The 18,481-nt window shown below is 40.5% G+C and carries 12 protein-coding genes; 3 read left to right on the top strand and 9 right to left on the bottom strand.

Annotated features, from left to right (window positions below):
- From AC0IWE_RS13590 to AC0IWE_RS13625, 8 genes are all read right to left on the bottom strand, one after another.
- Entirely contained in the window at positions 1-939 is a 939-nt protein-coding gene (locus AC0IWE_RS13590) for a T9SS type B sorting domain-containing protein (protein ID WP_471793456.1), read from the bottom strand.
- A gap of 28 nt (positions 940-967) precedes the next feature.
- Positions 968-1,696 (bottom strand): hypothetical protein, encoded by a 729-nt coding sequence (locus AC0IWE_RS13595; RefSeq protein ID WP_471793457.1) that lies wholly within the window; start codon positions 1,694-1,696, stop codon positions 968-970.
- A 37-nt stretch (positions 1,697-1,733) separates the two neighbouring features.
- On the bottom strand, positions 1,734-2,240 hold the full coding sequence (locus tag AC0IWE_RS13600; RefSeq protein WP_471793458.1) for an Ig-like domain-containing protein: 507 nt from the start codon (positions 2,238-2,240) through the stop codon (positions 1,734-1,736).
- Positions 2,159-3,898, bottom strand: coding sequence for an immunoglobulin domain-containing protein (locus AC0IWE_RS13605; protein WP_471793459.1), 1,740 nt, complete (start codon positions 3,896-3,898; stop codon positions 2,159-2,161). Before AC0IWE_RS13605 ends, AC0IWE_RS13600 begins: the two co-directional genes overlap by 82 nt.
- Positions 3,899-4,332: 434 nt before the next feature.
- A complete protein-coding gene (locus tag AC0IWE_RS13610) occupies positions 4,333-5,769 on the bottom strand; it encodes an AAA family ATPase (RefSeq protein WP_471793460.1) in 1,437 nt (478 codons plus the stop codon).
- A gap of 176 nt (positions 5,770-5,945) precedes the next feature.
- Positions 5,946-7,910, bottom strand: coding sequence for a 1,4-alpha-glucan branching protein GlgB (glgB, locus tag AC0IWE_RS13615; RefSeq protein WP_471793461.1), 1,965 nt, complete (start codon positions 7,908-7,910; stop codon positions 5,946-5,948).
- 57 nt (positions 7,911-7,967) lie between these two features.
- A complete protein-coding gene (locus tag AC0IWE_RS13620; RefSeq protein WP_471793462.1) occupies positions 7,968-10,430 on the bottom strand; it encodes a glycoside hydrolase family 31 protein in 2,463 nt (820 codons plus the stop codon).
- A 739-nt stretch (positions 10,431-11,169) separates the two neighbouring features.
- Complete coding sequence (locus AC0IWE_RS13625; protein ID WP_471793463.1) at positions 11,170-13,995, bottom strand: TonB-dependent receptor domain-containing protein; 2,826 nt, start codon at positions 13,993-13,995, stop codon at positions 11,170-11,172.
- Between the two features lie 220 nt (positions 13,996-14,215).
- On the opposite strand from AC0IWE_RS13625, the gene AC0IWE_RS13630 reads away from it, so the two are divergent.
- Genes AC0IWE_RS13630 through AC0IWE_RS13640 form a run of 3 tightly spaced genes read left to right on the top strand, consistent with a single transcriptional unit; the run spans position 14,216 to position 18,017 of the window.
- Positions 14,216-16,648: a penicillin acylase family protein gene (locus AC0IWE_RS13630; RefSeq protein WP_471793464.1), complete on the top strand. Its 2,433-nt coding sequence runs from the start codon at positions 14,216-14,218 to the stop codon at positions 16,646-16,648.
- A gap of 6 nt (positions 16,649-16,654) precedes the next feature.
- Positions 16,655-17,014 (top strand): hypothetical protein, encoded by a 360-nt coding sequence (locus tag AC0IWE_RS13635; RefSeq protein ID WP_055915149.1) that lies wholly within the window; start codon positions 16,655-16,657, stop codon positions 17,012-17,014.
- 19 nt (positions 17,015-17,033) lie between these two features.
- Positions 17,034-18,017 (top strand): LuxE/PaaK family acyltransferase, encoded by a 984-nt coding sequence (locus AC0IWE_RS13640; RefSeq protein WP_471793465.1) that lies wholly within the window; start codon positions 17,034-17,036, stop codon positions 18,015-18,017.
- A gap of 6 nt (positions 18,018-18,023) precedes the next feature.
- Here the strand turns inward: AC0IWE_RS13640 and AC0IWE_RS13645 are convergent, their stop codons facing one another.
- A complete protein-coding gene (locus AC0IWE_RS13645; protein ID WP_055915153.1) occupies positions 18,024-18,461 on the bottom strand; it encodes a Fur family transcriptional regulator in 438 nt (145 codons plus the stop codon).
- Between the last annotated feature and the right edge of the window lie 20 nt (positions 18,462-18,481).

The following is an 18,481-nucleotide window of genomic DNA, read 5'->3' on the forward strand; positions in this document are numbered from 1 at the left end:
TTACCTCATTACGGTTACATAACCTTTAAATTCCTGCCATTTTGCTGTTTCAGTTTTCACTTTAAGCACATAGAAATAGGTTCCATCTACTAAACCATTGGCTGTCCAATCATTGAGATAGCCAGCTTTCTCATAAACGGTGCTTCCCCACCGGTTAATAACGGTAAGTTGGTTTTCGCTGAACCGATCGAGGCGTTCGATAAAAAAGGTTTCATTCTTTCCATCTCCGTTTGGCGTAAAAACATTGGGAATCTTCAATCCTGTAATTTCTTTTGTATCAATGGATGTATTGTTTGATGGATCAGGATCAGTTTCATTAATGGTTACCGTTGCGCTATTTATAATGTTACCGGGTTTCATTGCCCTAACATTAATGACGAGTTCCACAAAACTGCCATTTGCAAGGGATGGTATGCCCCATGAAACTGTTTTTGTTTGGTCGTTATAACTTGCAGTGCCCACAATAGTTGGATCCAAACTGACAAATGTCAGGTTTTCGGGAAGATCATCTTTTACACGAACATTGGTGGCCATGCCCAGTCCATTATTGCGTACCAGCAAATTATATTTAAATACCTCTGTATTGATCACTGGTCTACTTTCGGATCTTTTAACGATAGAAACATCAGCTGAAAGTTGTGCTTCCATAATCACTTCCATCTCCTCTGAAAGATCAGAACTACAGCCACCCAAACTAAAGGTAATTACGGTGTATTTCCCAGCTGAATTTACTACATAATCCTGCGCGGTGGCACCTGCAATTGCGTCGCCATTTTTGAACCATTGGTAAGCGGTGGCACCCGTTCCATTGGCCCTTAGTTTAACAGTAACACCGGGTTTGAGGTTTAGGGTATTGGCACTGTTAGATTGCGCAAAGCATGCCGCTGCAGGAAACAGCAGCATACCTAACACAGTGATGCCTAACTTATTAAACCTCATGATTGTTAAACCTACCCTTTTGAATCCTTTATGGGGCTACAGCAATAGTTGCTTTACCAGGTTTAACAGTAACGGTAATGGCTTTACTTGCAGTTGCGGTACAGCTGGTAGATGGTACAATAACAGCGGTACCCACCGAATACTTACCTTCGGCAGTAAATACGTAAGCATCAGGAGTAACCCCTGCTTTCAAAGTAAAAAGTTCATTATTTGTTCCCGATTGCGCACCCAGGGTGGTAAGATCGGTTACTGCAACACCTGCTTTGGTTGCTGCCCATGTGTAAACTAACGATACGCCGGTTGGCAATGCCAATGCCGGATCTTTACTTGCAGTAATTACGGTGCTTGCAGTTTGATCTGTACAATAAACGCTTCCAGGTGCATTTACAGCAATTGCTGGTGGAGGCAATTTTTCAACAACAGTATTATCTGATGCATCACTAGGACAAAGATTTGCATCTGCTGGTACAACCTGAACAGAATAAGTGTGGGTTCCTGTTGCTAGCGTTGCAGGCACATTAAAAATAGCATCAGTAGCTGCAGCATAGGTTACAGGTGCTTGTGCTGTCCCATCAACAGTCCAAATTATTTTATCATTAGCAACTGGGGTGTACCCGGTAAATGTTGGGGTAAGTTTTACAGTACCGGTTCCACACAGGTATACGTTGGGTGTTGTTTGGGCCAAGGCACCCAATGGAAATAGGAACATCAAGAATACAAAGATCCTTAGATGGTGTTTTGTAGATTTTTTTGTCATGGTTTGATTTGTTAGGGATGAATGATTTATTTTCTTTTTAGTTAATCGCTACAGTTGGTTTATGCGGCACGAGTTTTACCCTAAAATTGAAAGGGATTGCCCGCTCGCAGCCATTGGCATTTTTAATGGTTAGCACGCCCTGATAAACTGCAACAGGGGTTGTTGAAGGAATATTTATTGTGATTTCGGCAGGTGGTAAACTTTGGCTTGAAACCGAAGGGAGTAAACCGCCAACCCAGGAAATACTATACGTTATTGGATTGAATACAGGGTTGGTATAAGCAACTTTTGTACTGGTAAGCCCTTCACAAATGCCAGGATCAAGACCTAATGTTAAATTGGGTTGAGGGTTTACAGTAACGTTAAAATCTACTTTTTTGCCGCAATACGTAGCATCATCTGCAACGTTGTAACTAATGGTGGCATTACCACTGGCAATTGCTGTTACTTTCCCCGCGGCATCTACTGTTGCAATAGCAGCATCGCTGGTGCTCCAGGTTCCGTTTGGATAGGCATTTGTAAAGGTTGCGGTTGTTCCCCGCACATGGTTGCCGCACCAACAATTGCTGGCACGGGAGCATATTGCTTTACTTTTACTTCTACAGCCTGTGCACCTCCTACATTTTTACAGCGCGTAATTGTATTTACTGCCTCTACATAATAATTTGTTGTGGCCGTTAAAGCTGGCGTTGTAAAAGTAGTACCGGTTTTAAGTAGTGTACCACCTGTTTGTAAATTGTACCAGTTATACGTAAATGCTGCATCGGGATTAGTTATAGCAAGCGTGGCAGATAATCCGCTACAGATTATTGCACCTGGTACAGCAAGCGTTGGTAAGGGATTCACTTTAAGCTTTACCCTCAAACGTTCGGAAACTGCGGTAACACAATAAGTTCGACTGGCCTGAACATAGTAATTGTAATCTCCAGCAGGAAGTGTAGCTGGAGGCGTAAAAGTTAAACCTGTATACACTAAATTACCTCCCGTTTGGGCATCATACCATTTATATTCGGTACAGGCTTGTGCATTTTGAACTGAAAAGCTTGCAGTTTGCCCCTGACATACCGTTTTTTCATCTGTTGTTGAAGGATCGACCAATGTCCGCGGTTTTGCCAGCTTGCGTTTGATATCGTAAATTCTTAAACGGCTAAATGCCCCTGTAATTCCGCCCATAGTAATTTCCAAACGGTCGTAAACATCTGTTACCAAAAAAGTGAGCGCATATTTACTATTTGAACCGGGTAAAAGCTTCAGGTTTAAAAATGTACCCGTATTTTGGAATGCTGGTCCGGCTGCAATACCATTTAAATAAGGCTGTATGGTAAAGCCGGTTAAAAGACTTAAATCCAAAATTCCACCTCCTGGGTTCTCGAGGATAATGGTAACCGAATCTGCAGGCTGTGAGGGCTTGTTGAAAATGGTTGTCAGGTAAACCTGATTTAACACAGATGCACCAACATCAATCAATGCAAAACTATTGGGGTCTGAATCAATGGCATTAAATGGATCAGTTACACTACCCGTTAAGTTTGCGATACCGCCTAAAGGTGTTGGTTTTACGCCAGAGAGCACATCTATGGCCTCATCGCAATTAATTGATCCTGTGCTGAGTTCCATGATATAGGCATGAAAAACTTTCATCGATAAGGCTGTAGATGCCACTGCCCCTGCAATCTTGATATAAATCCCATTAAAAGCTTGTGTAGGGGTTACGGTAATTTCGATCTCACCGCCACCTCCTATTACGCCCGCAATATTTGCCGAGGTATAAACCGGATTCCGTGTTGCATCGTAGCCAGCTGCATTACCCAATCCCAAACCAGGATAATTATTTGCAGGTACGGTGTGCAGATTGGTAAAACTCCCGATTTCAAAACTGCTTACCAACCCCAATAATTCTTTCGGCAGTGCCAACTTCAATGTAACCGGTGTGTTTGCAGCTATAGTACGCTTGGTAGTATTGGTACCATCGGTGGTAAATTCTAAAAATTGGGTTGCTGATCCTGTGAGGCCTAAAAGCCCTATATCTACAGATAAAATTGAAGCATCTTTAACCTGTCCGTTCACTGCATTAGATGGATCAGTAACCTTGCCATATAAGGAGCCAAGGATACCTAAATCCAATCCATCAAGGTATGATCCTTGAAAGTTTGCATAAGTCCGTGCTGTATTTTCGCACTGCGCATATAAATAAGCAGGCATAAAATAAAGCGCAAACACCAGGAAGGATAGACAAGAGCGTCTTTTCAATTGTGGGTTCGGGATAATAGAAGTAAAAAATAGTTTGCTTGCTCGTTGATACAAAAGTACAGCGGGCAAACATCAGATTATCCGTTCACTTTATTCATTAAGGCCATTTGCAGCCTGTAAACCCCTGTTTTATTGATATTTATCAACAAACCCGCAATTTATATTTAAACATGAAAATGCCAGCGGTTATTTTACCGCTCAAGGAAAGGGATTTAAAATGATCTTAATTGTAAAGTATTATATGGAAAAGAGGGAAAATATTTAGCAGATAATACTTGCAGGAGAAAAGACTTATTGTATCTTTGCACCCTCTCTGGAAGCTTCCACTCCAGAGTTTAAGAAAGCTTTCCAGCAATGGGAGGCTTTTCTTATTTTAACTGGCCGGGTTAATCGGAAAACAGCACATCCATTGTAATTTCTTTTTGTACTAAACCTGGGTAACGATCGCTATTTGCAACACCATAGGTGGTTATCATGGTCAGAAATAATGCTTTTCTTGTTTTGGTTTGGTATTGAAACACCTTTAATTTATTGTTTAATTCTTTTTCATAAGATTTGGTGATTTCGAAAGGTGCTACAGCGAATTTAACTTCACATATATTAATACAAGAGTCATTTCGATCAATAAGCAGATCAATCTGTGCGCCTTGCTCTGTTTTGGTTTTAGGTAAATAACGCCAAACAGATATTTCCGCATAAACATTATCTATTCCTATTGCTTTTTTGATCTGTGGAATATGTTTCATGCAAATACTTTCAAAAGCAAAGCCGCTCCAGCTTCTCCATGAGGTACCCGAATAAAATTTTAACCACGTTCCGGCACCCATCGCTTTATTACCATCAATAAATTTGAGGTAAAATATCGAATATTCATCAGTCAACTTGTACAATGCATCCTTACTGCTTTTACCAAATGGAACATAAGGTGTAATAAAGCCAGATTCAGCAAGTTCTGCAAGTAACTGTGTAGCATAGCCCCCACTGCTTAGTTTGCAGGCATCAATAATTTCGGTTCGTGTTAGCCCTTTGCCTTTTTTTGCCAGTGCCTGAACAATATCAATATGGTTCTCTGCCTTATCGAATAGCGAATGGTAGAGGTTTTTAAATTCTTCAAGGAGTAGCCCGTCTTTTGTAAAAAATAACCTGTCGATGATTTGCGCAACACTCTCGCCGGGTTCAATTTCTTTTAGGTACTGTGGGATCCCTCCCATTGCCATATATACCTGTAGGAGCTGGTATTTATCGAGTTTTATTTTTCTATGTTTAAGGTATGCTGCTGTTTCACCTACCGTAAACGGAAGAAGCCTGATTCTTTTGGTTACCCGGTTGTGCAATCCTCCGCGGTTGTTAATCACTTTATTGATCATCCAGGAAGCGGCTGAACCACAAATTACTACAATAAGTTTTTTCTCTTTGGATGCCCAACTGTTCCAAAAATTTTCGAAGGCAGGCATAAATCCCGACCGGGGCGTATTAATCCAAGGAAATTCATCTATAAAAATGACTGTTCGTTCTTTTTTTACCAGGGGGGTGAGGTATTGAATCAACATCTCAAAAGCGGCAATCCAACTCTGCGGTTTAGCTAATGGGAAACCACCGGTTACTTTGGTAAGTGCCACACTAAAATTTTCCAGCTGCTGATCTAATGTTGCATGATGAATGCCTGAAAATTCAAATGCAATTTCTTTTGTAAATCCATTCCTGATTAAGTAGGTCTTCCCTACCCGCCTACGGCCATATACAGCAATGAGTTCACTTTCGCCGGATTTCTCAGTCTTTTTAAGCAGCAATTTTTCTGCAGTTCTTCCTACTACCTGTTGCATAAACATTTAATTTACAGCAGCAAAGGTAGTAAAAAATTGAGTTTTGGCGTAATATAAAAAGCCATATCACGCCAAAAGTATGTATTAAAGTATAGTTTTGGCGTAATATAAAAAGCTATATCGCGCCAAAACTATACATCTGGATGGTGTTTTGGCGCAATATAAAGTACTCTACTTTACTTACTCTTAAATATTGTTACAGCCAAAGGCGGCAAATCGACAGTTATTGAGTACTCTTGCCCGTTATATTCTTTTAAATCGGGAGTAAGGTCTCCCCTGTTGTTAATACCGCCTCCATAATATACGATATCATCTGTATTAAATATTTCTGTCCATTTGGTTTTGAAAGGTACACCAATCTTATAATTTTCGCGTACCACCGGTGTAAGGTTTACCGCAACAACCAAGGTATCTTTTGCTTTTGGACCTTTGCGCATATATGTAAACACCGATTCATTTGCATTATCTGCATCCAGCCATTGAAAGCCTTCATAACTAAAGTTGAAATGATATAGCGCAGGCTCTTTCCTATACAAAAAGTTTAAGGCTTTAACGGTTTCCTGCATACCTTTATGAGGGGGGTATTGCAGTAAATGCCAATCCAGCGATTGGGTAAAATTCCACTCATTAGTTTCGCCGAACTCGTTTCCCATAAACAGCAGCTTTGCCCCCGGATGGGTAAACATATAGCCGTAAAGCGCCCTAAGGTTCGCAAATTTCTGCCAATCATCACCAGGCATTTTATATAGCATAGGAGATTTGCCATGAACAACCTCATCATGGGAAAACGGCAACATAAAGTTTTCGGTAAAGGCGTAGGTCATGCTAAAGCTCAACTGATGGTGATGGTGTTTTCTACCGAGCGTTTCTACCTTAAAATATTTCAGGGTATCATTCATCCAGCCCATCATCCATTTCATCCCAAAGCCCAAACCACCCTCATGCACAGGATGGGTTACTCCGGGATAGGTGCTGCTTTCTTCGGCAATGGTTTGCACGCCATCGTAATTTCCATAAACGGCAACATTAAGATCCTGCAGAAACTTTATTGCACCAAAGTTCTCACTTCCACCATATTCATTAGTGGCTGCATCACCGTCTTCTCTCGAAAAGTTAAAGTATAACATAGATGCCACTGCATCCACCCTCAAGCCATCTGCATGGTATTGGTCAATCCAAAACAAGGCATTGCTAATTAAAAAGGAGCGTACTTCGTTTCTGTCGTAATTGAAAATGTACGATTTCCAATCGGGATGAAATCCTTTGCGCATATCCGCATGCTCGTACAAATGTGTGCCATCAAATTCATACAAACCATGCCTGTCGCCAGGGAAATGAGAAGGTACCCAATCTAAAATTACGGCAATGTTGGCTTTGTGGAGTTCATCAATGAGGTACATCAGATCCTGTGGAGAGCCATAACGCGAGCTTGCGCCAAAATAGCCCGTAATCTGATATCCCCAGCTTGGAAAATACGGGAACTCCATTATAGGCATCAGTTCTACGTGTGTAAAACCCATTTCTTTTACGTAAGGCACAAGCCTGCCAGCTACCTCTCTGCAGTTCAACACCCGCTCAGGATTACCCGGATCGCGCTCCCAGGAACCTAAATGTATTTCATAAACAGAGATTGGTTGATCCAATGCATTAATTTTGGCTCTTTTGTTAAGCCATGACTTATCTTTCCAGTTATAATCAGTATCCCAAACAATAGATGCCGTTTGTGGCGGATGTTCCCATCTTCTGGCATAAGGATCGCCTTTTAAATGTTCTGATTCATCAAATCCTTTGATAAAATACTTATAAACCTCACCTTTTGATATATTAGGGATAAATCCTTCCCAAACACCCGACTTATCCCATCGTTTGTTTAAGGGGTGCGCAGTGTTGTTCCAGTCGTTAAAATTACCAACTACATTAACATGAATTGCATTGGGTGCCCACACTGAAAAATAAGTACCCGCCACGCCATCAACAGAAATTAAGTGGGAACCCATTTTTTCGTAAAGCCTAAAATGTTTTCCTACCAGGAAAAGATCAATGTCGTAATCGGTGAATAAACTGTGTACCCAAACGGATTTCTTTTTATCAATTTTTGGTAACGCTGCTTTTTTTGCAGGAACTTTTTTTGCTGCTGACATAGATATTGGCTAGATAGATGAAGCCCCAAACACTAAACAGTATTTGGGGCTAAATGCTTACAGACTTAGAATCTGTATATCGGTAAAGTTTTTATTGCATTTAAAATGCAGAATGTTGTTATCGTCGGTATAGAAATCGGTAACTTCTTTATTATCAACAACAATCTTTTTCACCTGGAATTTTACACCGATTACATTACAAACATAAAATTCGTAGTTTGGTGTATATAATCCTTCGTTACGCTGATTTACTTTAATGGATTGTGTATCGCCTTTTACAGTAAATTTCTTTTCCAGATAAATATCCTGTTCATAAGCGAAGGTATCTCCATGATCTTCGTACATGTAGGAATTTACCTCATAATCACTATGATAGATGTTTAAGGTAACTTCGGTAATCGATTTTTCGTCAACATACTGCATTACCGGATATTCTGGCAATACGGTTCCTGCACGTACAAACATCGGCATGCTGTCTATCTTTGCATCCACGGTATATTCATTACCGCCCTCAAGAATTTCGTTGGTCCAGAAGTTATACCAGGTTCCTTTTGGAAGATAAACTTTTCTTGATATGGCACCTTGCTCCAAAACCGGGCAAATTAACAGTTTATCACCATAACAGAATTCATCCTGACGGAAGCTATTGCTGATATTTTCCTGCTCAAGCATTACCAAGGGCCTTAAAATTGGAAAACCATAACGGTGATGTTCCCAGAAAACCGAATACAGATAAGGCATTAAACGATACCTTAATTCGATAAATTTACGGTTAATGTCTTCAAAAAATTCGCCAAAGCTCCATGGTTCGCGTTCGGCGGTATCACCAGCGGAGTGCGCGCGCATAAAGGGTGAGAATGTACCCAATTGAATCCAACGGGTAAATAATTCGCCATCCGGCTCGCCACTAAAACCACCTATATCTGTTCCACAAAAAGGAACTCCTGAAACGGATAGGCGCTGGCATTGGATATTTCCGATTTTTAAATGTTCCCAGGTGGCAATGTTATCACCTGTCCATACACTGGCATAACGTTGCATACCTGCATATCCTGCCCTCGTGATGGTAAACGGACGTTTATTGCGCATCAGTTTTTTAAGGCCTTCATAGGTAGAACGTACCATCTGCATGCCATAAACATTATGTGCTTTACGGTGCGAGCCACGGTAACCGTCATAATTATGGCGTACATCATTAGGGAAAGTGCCTGAACCAAAAACTGCTGGTTCGTTCATATCATTCCAGAAGCCCGCAACGCCCATATCTACCAGTTCTTTGTAGAGATTGCCCCACCAGGTGCGTACTTTCGGGTTGGTAAAATCAGGGAATTGGCAGCGGCCAGGCCAAACATGCCCCTCCATATAATAATCGTCGCTGCGGCGACAGAAAAATCTTTTCTCTTTACCTTCTTTAAAAACCCAGTAATCATCATCAACTTTAATTCCCGGATCAATCATCACCACGGTTTTAAAACCATCATCAGAAAGTTCTTTGATCATTCTGCGTGGATCGGGAAAATATTTTTTGTTCCAGGTAAAACAGCGGTAACCATCCATATAATCGATATCCAGATAAATGGCATCGCATGGAATTTTACGTTCGCGGAACTGTTTGGCTATTTCTTTAACCTTTGTTTCAGGATAATAACTCCAGCGGCATTGCTGATACCCCAAAGTCCATTTTGGTGGCATTGGGTGCGTACCTGTAAGGGTTGCATAACGCTTAACCACATCCATAATGTGCGGCCCATGGATATAATAGTATTGCAATTCGCCACCATCGGCCCAGAAACTTGTTTTATTTACATCTTCTGCACCAAAATCGAAATAGGATTTAAAGGTGTTATCAAAGAAAATGCCATAAGCAGCCTGGTTATGCAAGCCGATATAAAAAGGTATTGTACGGTAAAGGGGATCCTGGTTCCAGCCGAATGAATAGGCATCGGTGTTCCAGTTTTCAAACCGACGGCCACGGAGGTTAAAATTGCCCGACTTATCTCCCAGACCGAAAAAGTTCTCTTCTGGATGACATTTTTTGGTTGCATAAATGTAATAGCCTCCAAAATCCACGTTTTCTTCCCAGTGCATGGAGTTGGCTTCATCTACCATTACCACGTTTGTAATGTTATCAGAAAAGGAAACATGAAAGTTTGCTTTTTCTATTTTACAGGTTACTGAGTGGGTAGAAATGGTGTAGTGATCTTCATGCTCCTGCATTTTAAAAACAGAAACTTTTTGATCTACTTCTGGAACTGCATAAGAAAAATCATCGAGGAAAACACCATGCGGTGCAAGGCGGACACGTATTATATCGTCGCTTACCACCCTTACCTCTACCCTGGCATCGCCATCGGAAAAATAAAAGCGGTTACCTTCTTTTTTTACTTTTTTAACTGCCCCAAGGTATTGTTTAACTATAGGTTTTACCGATATATCAACCGGGTTGTTTAAATGCTGTATTTCTTGTTCCTTTTCGATCAGATCACTGGTTTCGATAGGTTTGTCGTTTTGCGCTTCCATCCTTATTTATTCAAAATTTAAAATTCGTTACTCTTAAACTGGGATGTGCTTAAGAAAGTACTATAATACAAATATTTTATAAAAGGGCTGTAGCTTTTTTTGAAAAGATGCATTTAATAGTGTAAGTTTTACACTAACTATCATTTTAATGCTTTTTTTGATGAAAGATATTAGGCTGAAATCGATGGAAATTGTAATTTTAAAACAGGATAAACGGCAAATAACCGTTTATCTTGTTTAGATTTGACAAAATTAGGGACATAATACAATCAAATTAACGCAACTATCATTTTTGAATACCTGAAATATATTCGGGCGCTTACAGCCCATTTAATTGTATGATGCAAACCAGGTTTCATATTCGCCATCTATTTTGATTATCATTATTTGATTTTTCAAAAGTCTTTCTTCCCCGATCGTCTTACTGAACTTGTTTCAGTATCTTTTAGAATATAGACCCTGAAATAAATTCAGGGTGACGCATACAAATCAAATATCGAAACAGCATTTCTTTTCATGTATTGAATTCTTAATAAAACATTAGAATAATAAAAATACCCCAAGGAATTATCCATTAATAAAAAGCCCTCTCTACTTCTTTTAAAAGTAGAGAGGGTCTGTAACAGAATATAAAAACTGTTATGGATTAAAGGCAATTCCCAAATAATAAATAGCCCCTGCCATAGGGTTGCCGTACGAGGTGAGGTAATATTTATTCAACACGTTGGAACCACCCAGTTTAATTACCGATTGAACAGAAGGAATTCTTAAACTTACCTCGAGCATCTAAAGAAGAGTAGGCTGGTACCTGACCGGAGGTAAAAGAAGAATTCCAGTAAAATTGATCCTGCCAACGGTAGGAAACGTTGAAACCAAAATTTTTGATAATTTCCTTATTTCCCAATCCCAAATTATAACGGATTTTTGGGGTGTTGAAATCGTTGATGTAATTTACCGGGAGGTCTCCTATTTCGTTATAAGAAACGTTACCGCTAATGGTATACTTGCCCATGATATAATCTAAACCCAACGCTGCACCATAAGAGGTTACTTTACCCGCAGCATTAACAGGCACACCAAATTTAACAAAGCTACCGCCCACATTCTGATATACATCTACTGCAGTGATGAAATCTTTATAAATGTTGTAATAACCATAAGCATCTACCAATAGATTAGGAAGAAGCAGGCCTTTATAACCTAACTCGTAAGATTGTACGCTTTCGGGACGGACACCCTTTGCATCAAAAGTATATTGTTGCAACAACGCTGGATTCGGCGTACCTGTTGCAGCTGCCGAAGCTAAAAATGCACGGTAACTTACATCAGTATAAGGTTTGTTGGTATCAAAATGGTATTTATCGAATATAATTTCAGGCAAACCTCCGATCAGCCTTTGTGAACCGCCTCCAACGGATAAATCTATATATTGGTTTTGTGTGGTTGGATTACGGTAACCTGTTTGGTAAGAAACCCTGATATTGTTATTTTTAGCTACCGTAAAAACTCCGGTTATCCTTGGCGTAAACCTGCCTTCAAAATTCTGGCTTTTATCATAGCGGCCTGCAAATGTTAATTTAACCTTATCGTTGAAGAATTTTTTCCCGATCTGGCCGAAAGCACCATATTCTTTAATATCGATGGAATTTGTTAAATCGTTAAAAATTGTTCCTGCTGAATTCAAATCATATAAACGGTAAGATGCGCCAACTTGAAATTCGACAACTTTATCAAATAAATTGGTAAAGTTGTACATCCCTTCGTAATGATAAAGATTTGATTTGTCATCAAATTTAGCTCCATAAACACTTTTCGAGGGATCGGTAGAATTGATGCTGGTTGCGCTGATGGTTGTGTTCATTACTTTATCTTTTGCCACCTCAAATTGCGGACTGCCTGGCACAAAACGTCCCTGATCGGCAACACTTCTGGCAAATGCCTGTGCAGCGGCATCATTTTGTCCGGCTGCTCTAGCACCCACATAATTTCCAATATATTGCGGAAACCAGGTTGTTGATGGCTTAGATATCTCATTAACATAGCTACCCAGGATAGATGAAATGTAAGAATCACCCGATCGTTCCTGAGTGGTGTAGGCTTTCACAAAAAAATCCTCGCCTTTTACCTCAAGTTTATACTGGCCAATATTAAAATTTCGCAAAGAATAGCGGTCAGACCCGGTATAAACAGAGGTTCCGGTGCCCCAGTTAGCCTGTGCTACTGCCTGCACGGTATTACTAATATTATAATAAAGAGCACCCGAAGCTTTTAATGATTTGGTACCATAATCAACTAGGTTTTCTTCATTATAACCTGTTCTTGAAATATTCTGATCGGGAATAAGTCCGGCTTTTAAACCCACATAAAAAGGAAGGTAATTCTGCACTGCCGGACGTAATCCGGCTGGCAAACCTGCCAAAAATCCGGCCTGTTGGGCGGCATTGGGGATTGCGGCCGCAAAAGTACCGTCGAGTGTTGATTTGATATTCGGTATTAAACCACCAGAACCTGTATTGATGCCTGCAATGGTTGCGTTTTGAACGCTTAAGGCTACGTTGCGCATATTCTGACTTACTTCATCTCCATAAACATTAACGCCATCGTAATTTGGATCGCTGCTTCTATCGCCACCTTTCACGCTTCTCGAGATGCGATCGAAATTTGAATAATTATTTCCGAACCAATCTTTGGCCTGCAAAAATGAAAACGCAGCTTTTACGCCAAATTTATTGTTCCATGATTTTGCCATACGCACATCTAACTGATTAAATGGCTCTACCGCACTATTATCATCATTAACATGATTTACACCGGTTTTATACTGAAAACTTGCCCCGGGATATTTGAAGGGATCTTTTGAAGTCATTAACAATGTACCGTTGATACCACCTGCACCATAAAGTGCTGATGAAGCTCCAGGTAAAAGTTCAACATTATCTACATCAAGTTCGGTAATCCCAACAATATTGCCTACAGAGAAGTTTAATCCAGGAGCCTGGTTATCCATCCCATCGATATATTGATTAAAACGGGTATTGCCATTTGAATTAAAACCGCGGGTATTGATTGATTTAAAAGTTAAACTCTGCATGCTGCTTTCCACACCTTTCATATTGTTTAAGGCATCGTAGAAAGAAGGTGCTGCGATTTCTCTGATTGAAGCTGCGCTCATCCGTTCGATAGAAACGGGCGATTCTAAAATACGCTCAGGCGTACGCGAAGCCGATACAACCACATCTCCACCCAATACAACTGCTGTTTCCAGCTCCAGGCTGATACCTGACGTACTTCCATTCACCTGCTGTTCTACCGAACCATAACCTACGTAAGATGCCACCAAAGTAAAGGGCACCTTGGCCGTAGTTGTAAATGTGAAACTCCCATTTGCTGTAGAGGCGGTTCCGCCAGACTGGCCTTTGATCGTCAAACTTACGCCTGCTAATCCCTCTTTCGATTGCTTATCTTTCACGGTTCCGCTCACCGTAATGCTTTGTGCCTGCGCAGCAATATTGATTGTGCACATCAGCAACAACACAAAGAAGATCTGTGTTAAAATTCTGCTCATAAACGAATGTTAATTTTGGTTAGGGATGATTGGTTAATTCGGTTGTTTGTATTATTAGTTATATAAACTTAAATTCTTTTTTTGAATAATACAAATTATGTCAGCATAATAATTTTCTGTTCAAATTATAATTTTGGATTGATATACAGTTTGTTGTATTTTGCATCAAACATAAACCGTCATTTTGCCCTATCTTAGTAAACTGACTTGTTAGCTAACCATGATGAATAAAATTAAAGCCCTGTTCTGCGTCATTATTCCGATAGCATTAGCTTTTTTATTTAATACCAAATTAGGTAGTACGCCTCCACTGTTGAAATTCCTAAATCCTTTTATGGGTTTTTGGCAAAATGCAGAGAATAATCATTTTATGTTTAACCATAAAGCGAAAATAACCGGGGCCATAGATAAAATTGAAATCGTTTTCGATGACAGAATGATTCCGCATATTTTTGCACAGAATGATCACGATCTATACCTGGCGCAAGGTTATGTTACGGCCATGCACCGGCTTTGGCAGATGGATTTCCAGACCCGTTTTGCAGCAGGAAGAATTAGCGAGGTGGTTGGTGATAAGGCTATTGAGGTTGACCGTTACCAGCGCAGGATGGGCATGGTTTACGGCGCAGAAAACTCGTTGAAGGGTATGATGGCCGATCCAAAGGCAAAAGAAATGATACTGGCCTATACCGAAGGGATTAACGCCTATATTAAAACCTTATCGAAAGCCAACTATCCACTGGAATATAAAATACTCGATTTTAAGCCTGAAGATTGGACGCCGGTGAAATGCGCTTTGTTGCTTAAACAGATGTCGGCTGTATTGGCAATGGGCTCAGATGAATTCTACATGACCAATATCCTGAAGAAATTCGGCCCGGAAGTGACTAAAGATCTTTTTCCAGATTACCCCTTCCGTGAAGACCCTATTATCCCGGTAGGCACAAAATGGAATTTCTCGCCTTTGCCAATACCTAAAACACCTCAAAGTTTTACAGCAGCACAAACCGGCGAGGTAAAAACCAAAGAAAAAGTTGAGGGTATCGGGAGTAACAATTGGGCTTTATCAGGATCAAAAACTGCGTCTGGCTATCCGATTTTAGCAAACGACCCGCATTTGGATTTAACACTTCCTTCCATCTGGTACCAGATCCAGCTACATGCACCTGGCGTAAATACTTATGGCGTTTCCTTGCCCGGCGCACCTGGCGTAATTATTGGCTTTAACCAAAAAATAGCCTGGGGCGTAACCAATGTTGCTGCCGATGTATTAGATTTTTACCAAATTAAGTTCAAAGATTCTTCGCATAACCAATACTGGTACAATAACCAATGGAAAGCAACTACAAAACGGTTGGAAACCATTAAAATCCGCGGTGGAAAAGATGAGATAGATACGGTTTATTATACCCATCATGGTCCGGTGGTTTATTTCCAGAAACCAAAATATGGCAGGGCCGATAATGTTCCTGTTGGTGATGCCTTAAGGTGGATCGCTCATGAAGAATCAAACGAATTGATGACTTTCTACTACCTTAACCGTGGTAAAAATTACAACGATTACCGCAAGGCTTTAACTTTTTACACTGCACCTGCGCAGAACTTTGTTTTTGCAAGTGTAGACAATGATATTGCCATTACGCCAAATGGCAAGTTTCCGCTGAAATGGAAAGATCAGGGTAAATTTATTCTAGATGGGACTGATCCGGCATATGATTGGCATGGATGGATTCCGAATGCGCAGAACCCGACGGTTAAAAATCCACCTCGTGGTTTTGTTAGCTCGGCCAACCAATCATCCACTGATACCACCTATCCTTATTACATTAACTGGGAGTTTTCTCCTTATGAACGTGGTAAGCGGATTAACGACCGCCTATCGGCCATGAACAAGGCTACCTTAGACAGTATCCGCCTGATGCAGACCGATAACTATAGCATCATGGCACAAAATCTTGTGCCTGCTTTAATACCGCTGTTAAACAACGAGCAATTAAATGCCACTCAAAAAGAAGCTCTGGCTTACTTGAACAAGTGGAACAAACGTTACAACGCAAATGAAATTGCAGCCAGCGTGTTCGAAATATGGACCAAAAGGCTAACATATGACATTTGGGCTGATGAATTTGAGGTTAAGGGAATCCCGATGCGTTATCCATCTCGCGACCGTACCGTTGAAATGATCTTAAAAGAACCAAATGCATCCTGGTACGATAACATTAATACACCTAAAAAAGAAACATTGACTGATCTGGTTAACGAAGCTTTTAAATATAGCTGCGACAGTTTGGAAAAGCGTTTTGGACCGATAAACAAAGATTGGGACTGGGCAAACGTAAAACAGAGCAATGTACCACACCTGGCTAAAATTCCCGGTTTTGGATCGAAAGTGTTGCAAATTGGCGGTGCTAAATCCACTATAAATGCCTTAAGCGAAACCAATGGCCCATCATGGCGAATGGTAATCGAACTTGGTAAAACACCAAAGGGGCATGGCGTTTATCCTGGAGGCCAATCTGGTAATCCGGGAAGTAAATTTTATGACAATATGATCGATACCTGGGCCAATGGCAAACTTTACGAACTGTTTTACATGCAAAGTGCTGATGATAAATCGGGCACAATTATTTCTCGTTTAAAAATATCTAAATAAGCAAAAATGGTTTTCATTGTTATAGCAGTAATCTGTTTTCTCCTGCAAATGATCGCCCCCTGGTGGATCATCATTGTAATTTCCTTTGCTACCTGTGGCATCATTGGTAAAACAGGCAAAATAGCTTTCTGGCAATCATTTCTTGCCATTTTTCTGCTGTGGATCGGTTATGCCCTATTTAAAAGTTTACCTAATGACAATGTTTTAGCAGGCCGCGTAGCGGTAATGACGGGCATAAAAATATGGTGGTTGCTTTTACTGGTTACCGGGTTTTTAAGTGGTTTGGTTGCCGGAATAAGTGGCTATTGTGGTTACCATTTCCGTATGGCTATGCTGGCAAAAAAAACTGACGAAAAAATAGCATAATGCTTTGTACTTTTGCAGCGTGAATATAACAGCTGAAGAAATATTTTCGATAAATGGCCAGGATGAGTTTAATACACTGGCTTTAAAAATTTTTAACTCACAGGCGCAAAACTGTAATGTATACCGCGAATATATTTTTCATCTGGGGATTGATGCTGAAGAAATAACCAAAGTTGAGCAAATTCCGTTTTTGCCAATAAGCTTTTTTAAAAGTCACCAGGTTTTAAGCAATACCAATCCTATTGAAGTCACTTTCAGCAGTTCGGGTACAACCGGCATGGTACAAAGCAGTCACCACGTTACCGATGTACGCTTGTATGAGCAAAGTTATTTGCAGGCATTTACTACGTTTTATGGGCCTGTAACTGAATATTGCTTTCTGGCACTGCTGCCTTCCTACCAGCAACGTTCGGGCTCATCTTTGATTTACATGGTGAATGATCTCATCAAAAAGAGTAACCATCCACAAAGCGGTTATTTTTTGTACAACCATGATGATCTGCTGCAAACCCTGCTCAAACTCAAATCCCAAAACCAAAAAACAGTATTGATAGGGGTTACTTATGCCTTACTTGATTTTATAGCGCAATACGACATCGATTTCCCCGGGCTGATTGTAATGGAAACCGGAGGAATGAAGGGAAAACGTAAAGAAATGGTACGCGAAGAGTTGCACCAGCAATTGACTAATGGATTCGGCGTGAACGCCATTCACAGCGAATATGGGATGACTGAACTGCTTTCTCAAGCTTACTCTTTGGGTGAAGGAGTTTTCAACTGCCCATCGTGGATGAAAATTCTGATACGTGATACCAATGATCCTTTAAGCTTAATCAATCAAGGGAGAACCGGAGGAATCAACGTGATCGACCTTGCAAACGTTAATTCATGCTCTTTTATTGCAACGCAGGATTTGGGGCGGCTAAACCCTGATCAAAGCTTTGAAGTATTGGGCAGATTTGATAATGCCGATATCAGGGGATGCAACCTGTTGGTACAGTAAAGTATTTTAATTTACCTTATCAGCGCAACTGGCGCAAATACCGGTAGCAATAAGGTTTAAATGTTCTACTTTAAAACCCGAAGGAACTTTTAAAGCAGGAATTTTTACGGTATCGAGGCAATAAATTTTATGGCAGTTATCACAGTTAAAGTGAACATGTTCATCATGGTGCTCATGCGCACTGCAACCATCAGAACAGATGGCATAATTGGCAGTTCCCTGCTGATCCAAAACTTTATGGATTATGCCCTTTTCTTCAAAAGCCTGTAAAACGCGGTACAAAGTAACACGGTCTGCATCTTTGCCCATCACCTGCTCCAAATAAGGTTGAGAGGTTGCAGAATCTCTTCCGCTCAAGATCTCCAGTACCTGTAAACGGGGAGTGGTTCTTTTGAGTCCGTTTTTAACCAAAAGTTTTTCGAAACGCTCTGTATTATTTTCCATAGCCATACAAAAATAAACAA

This window comes from Pedobacter sp. AC402, assembly GCF_979252805.1.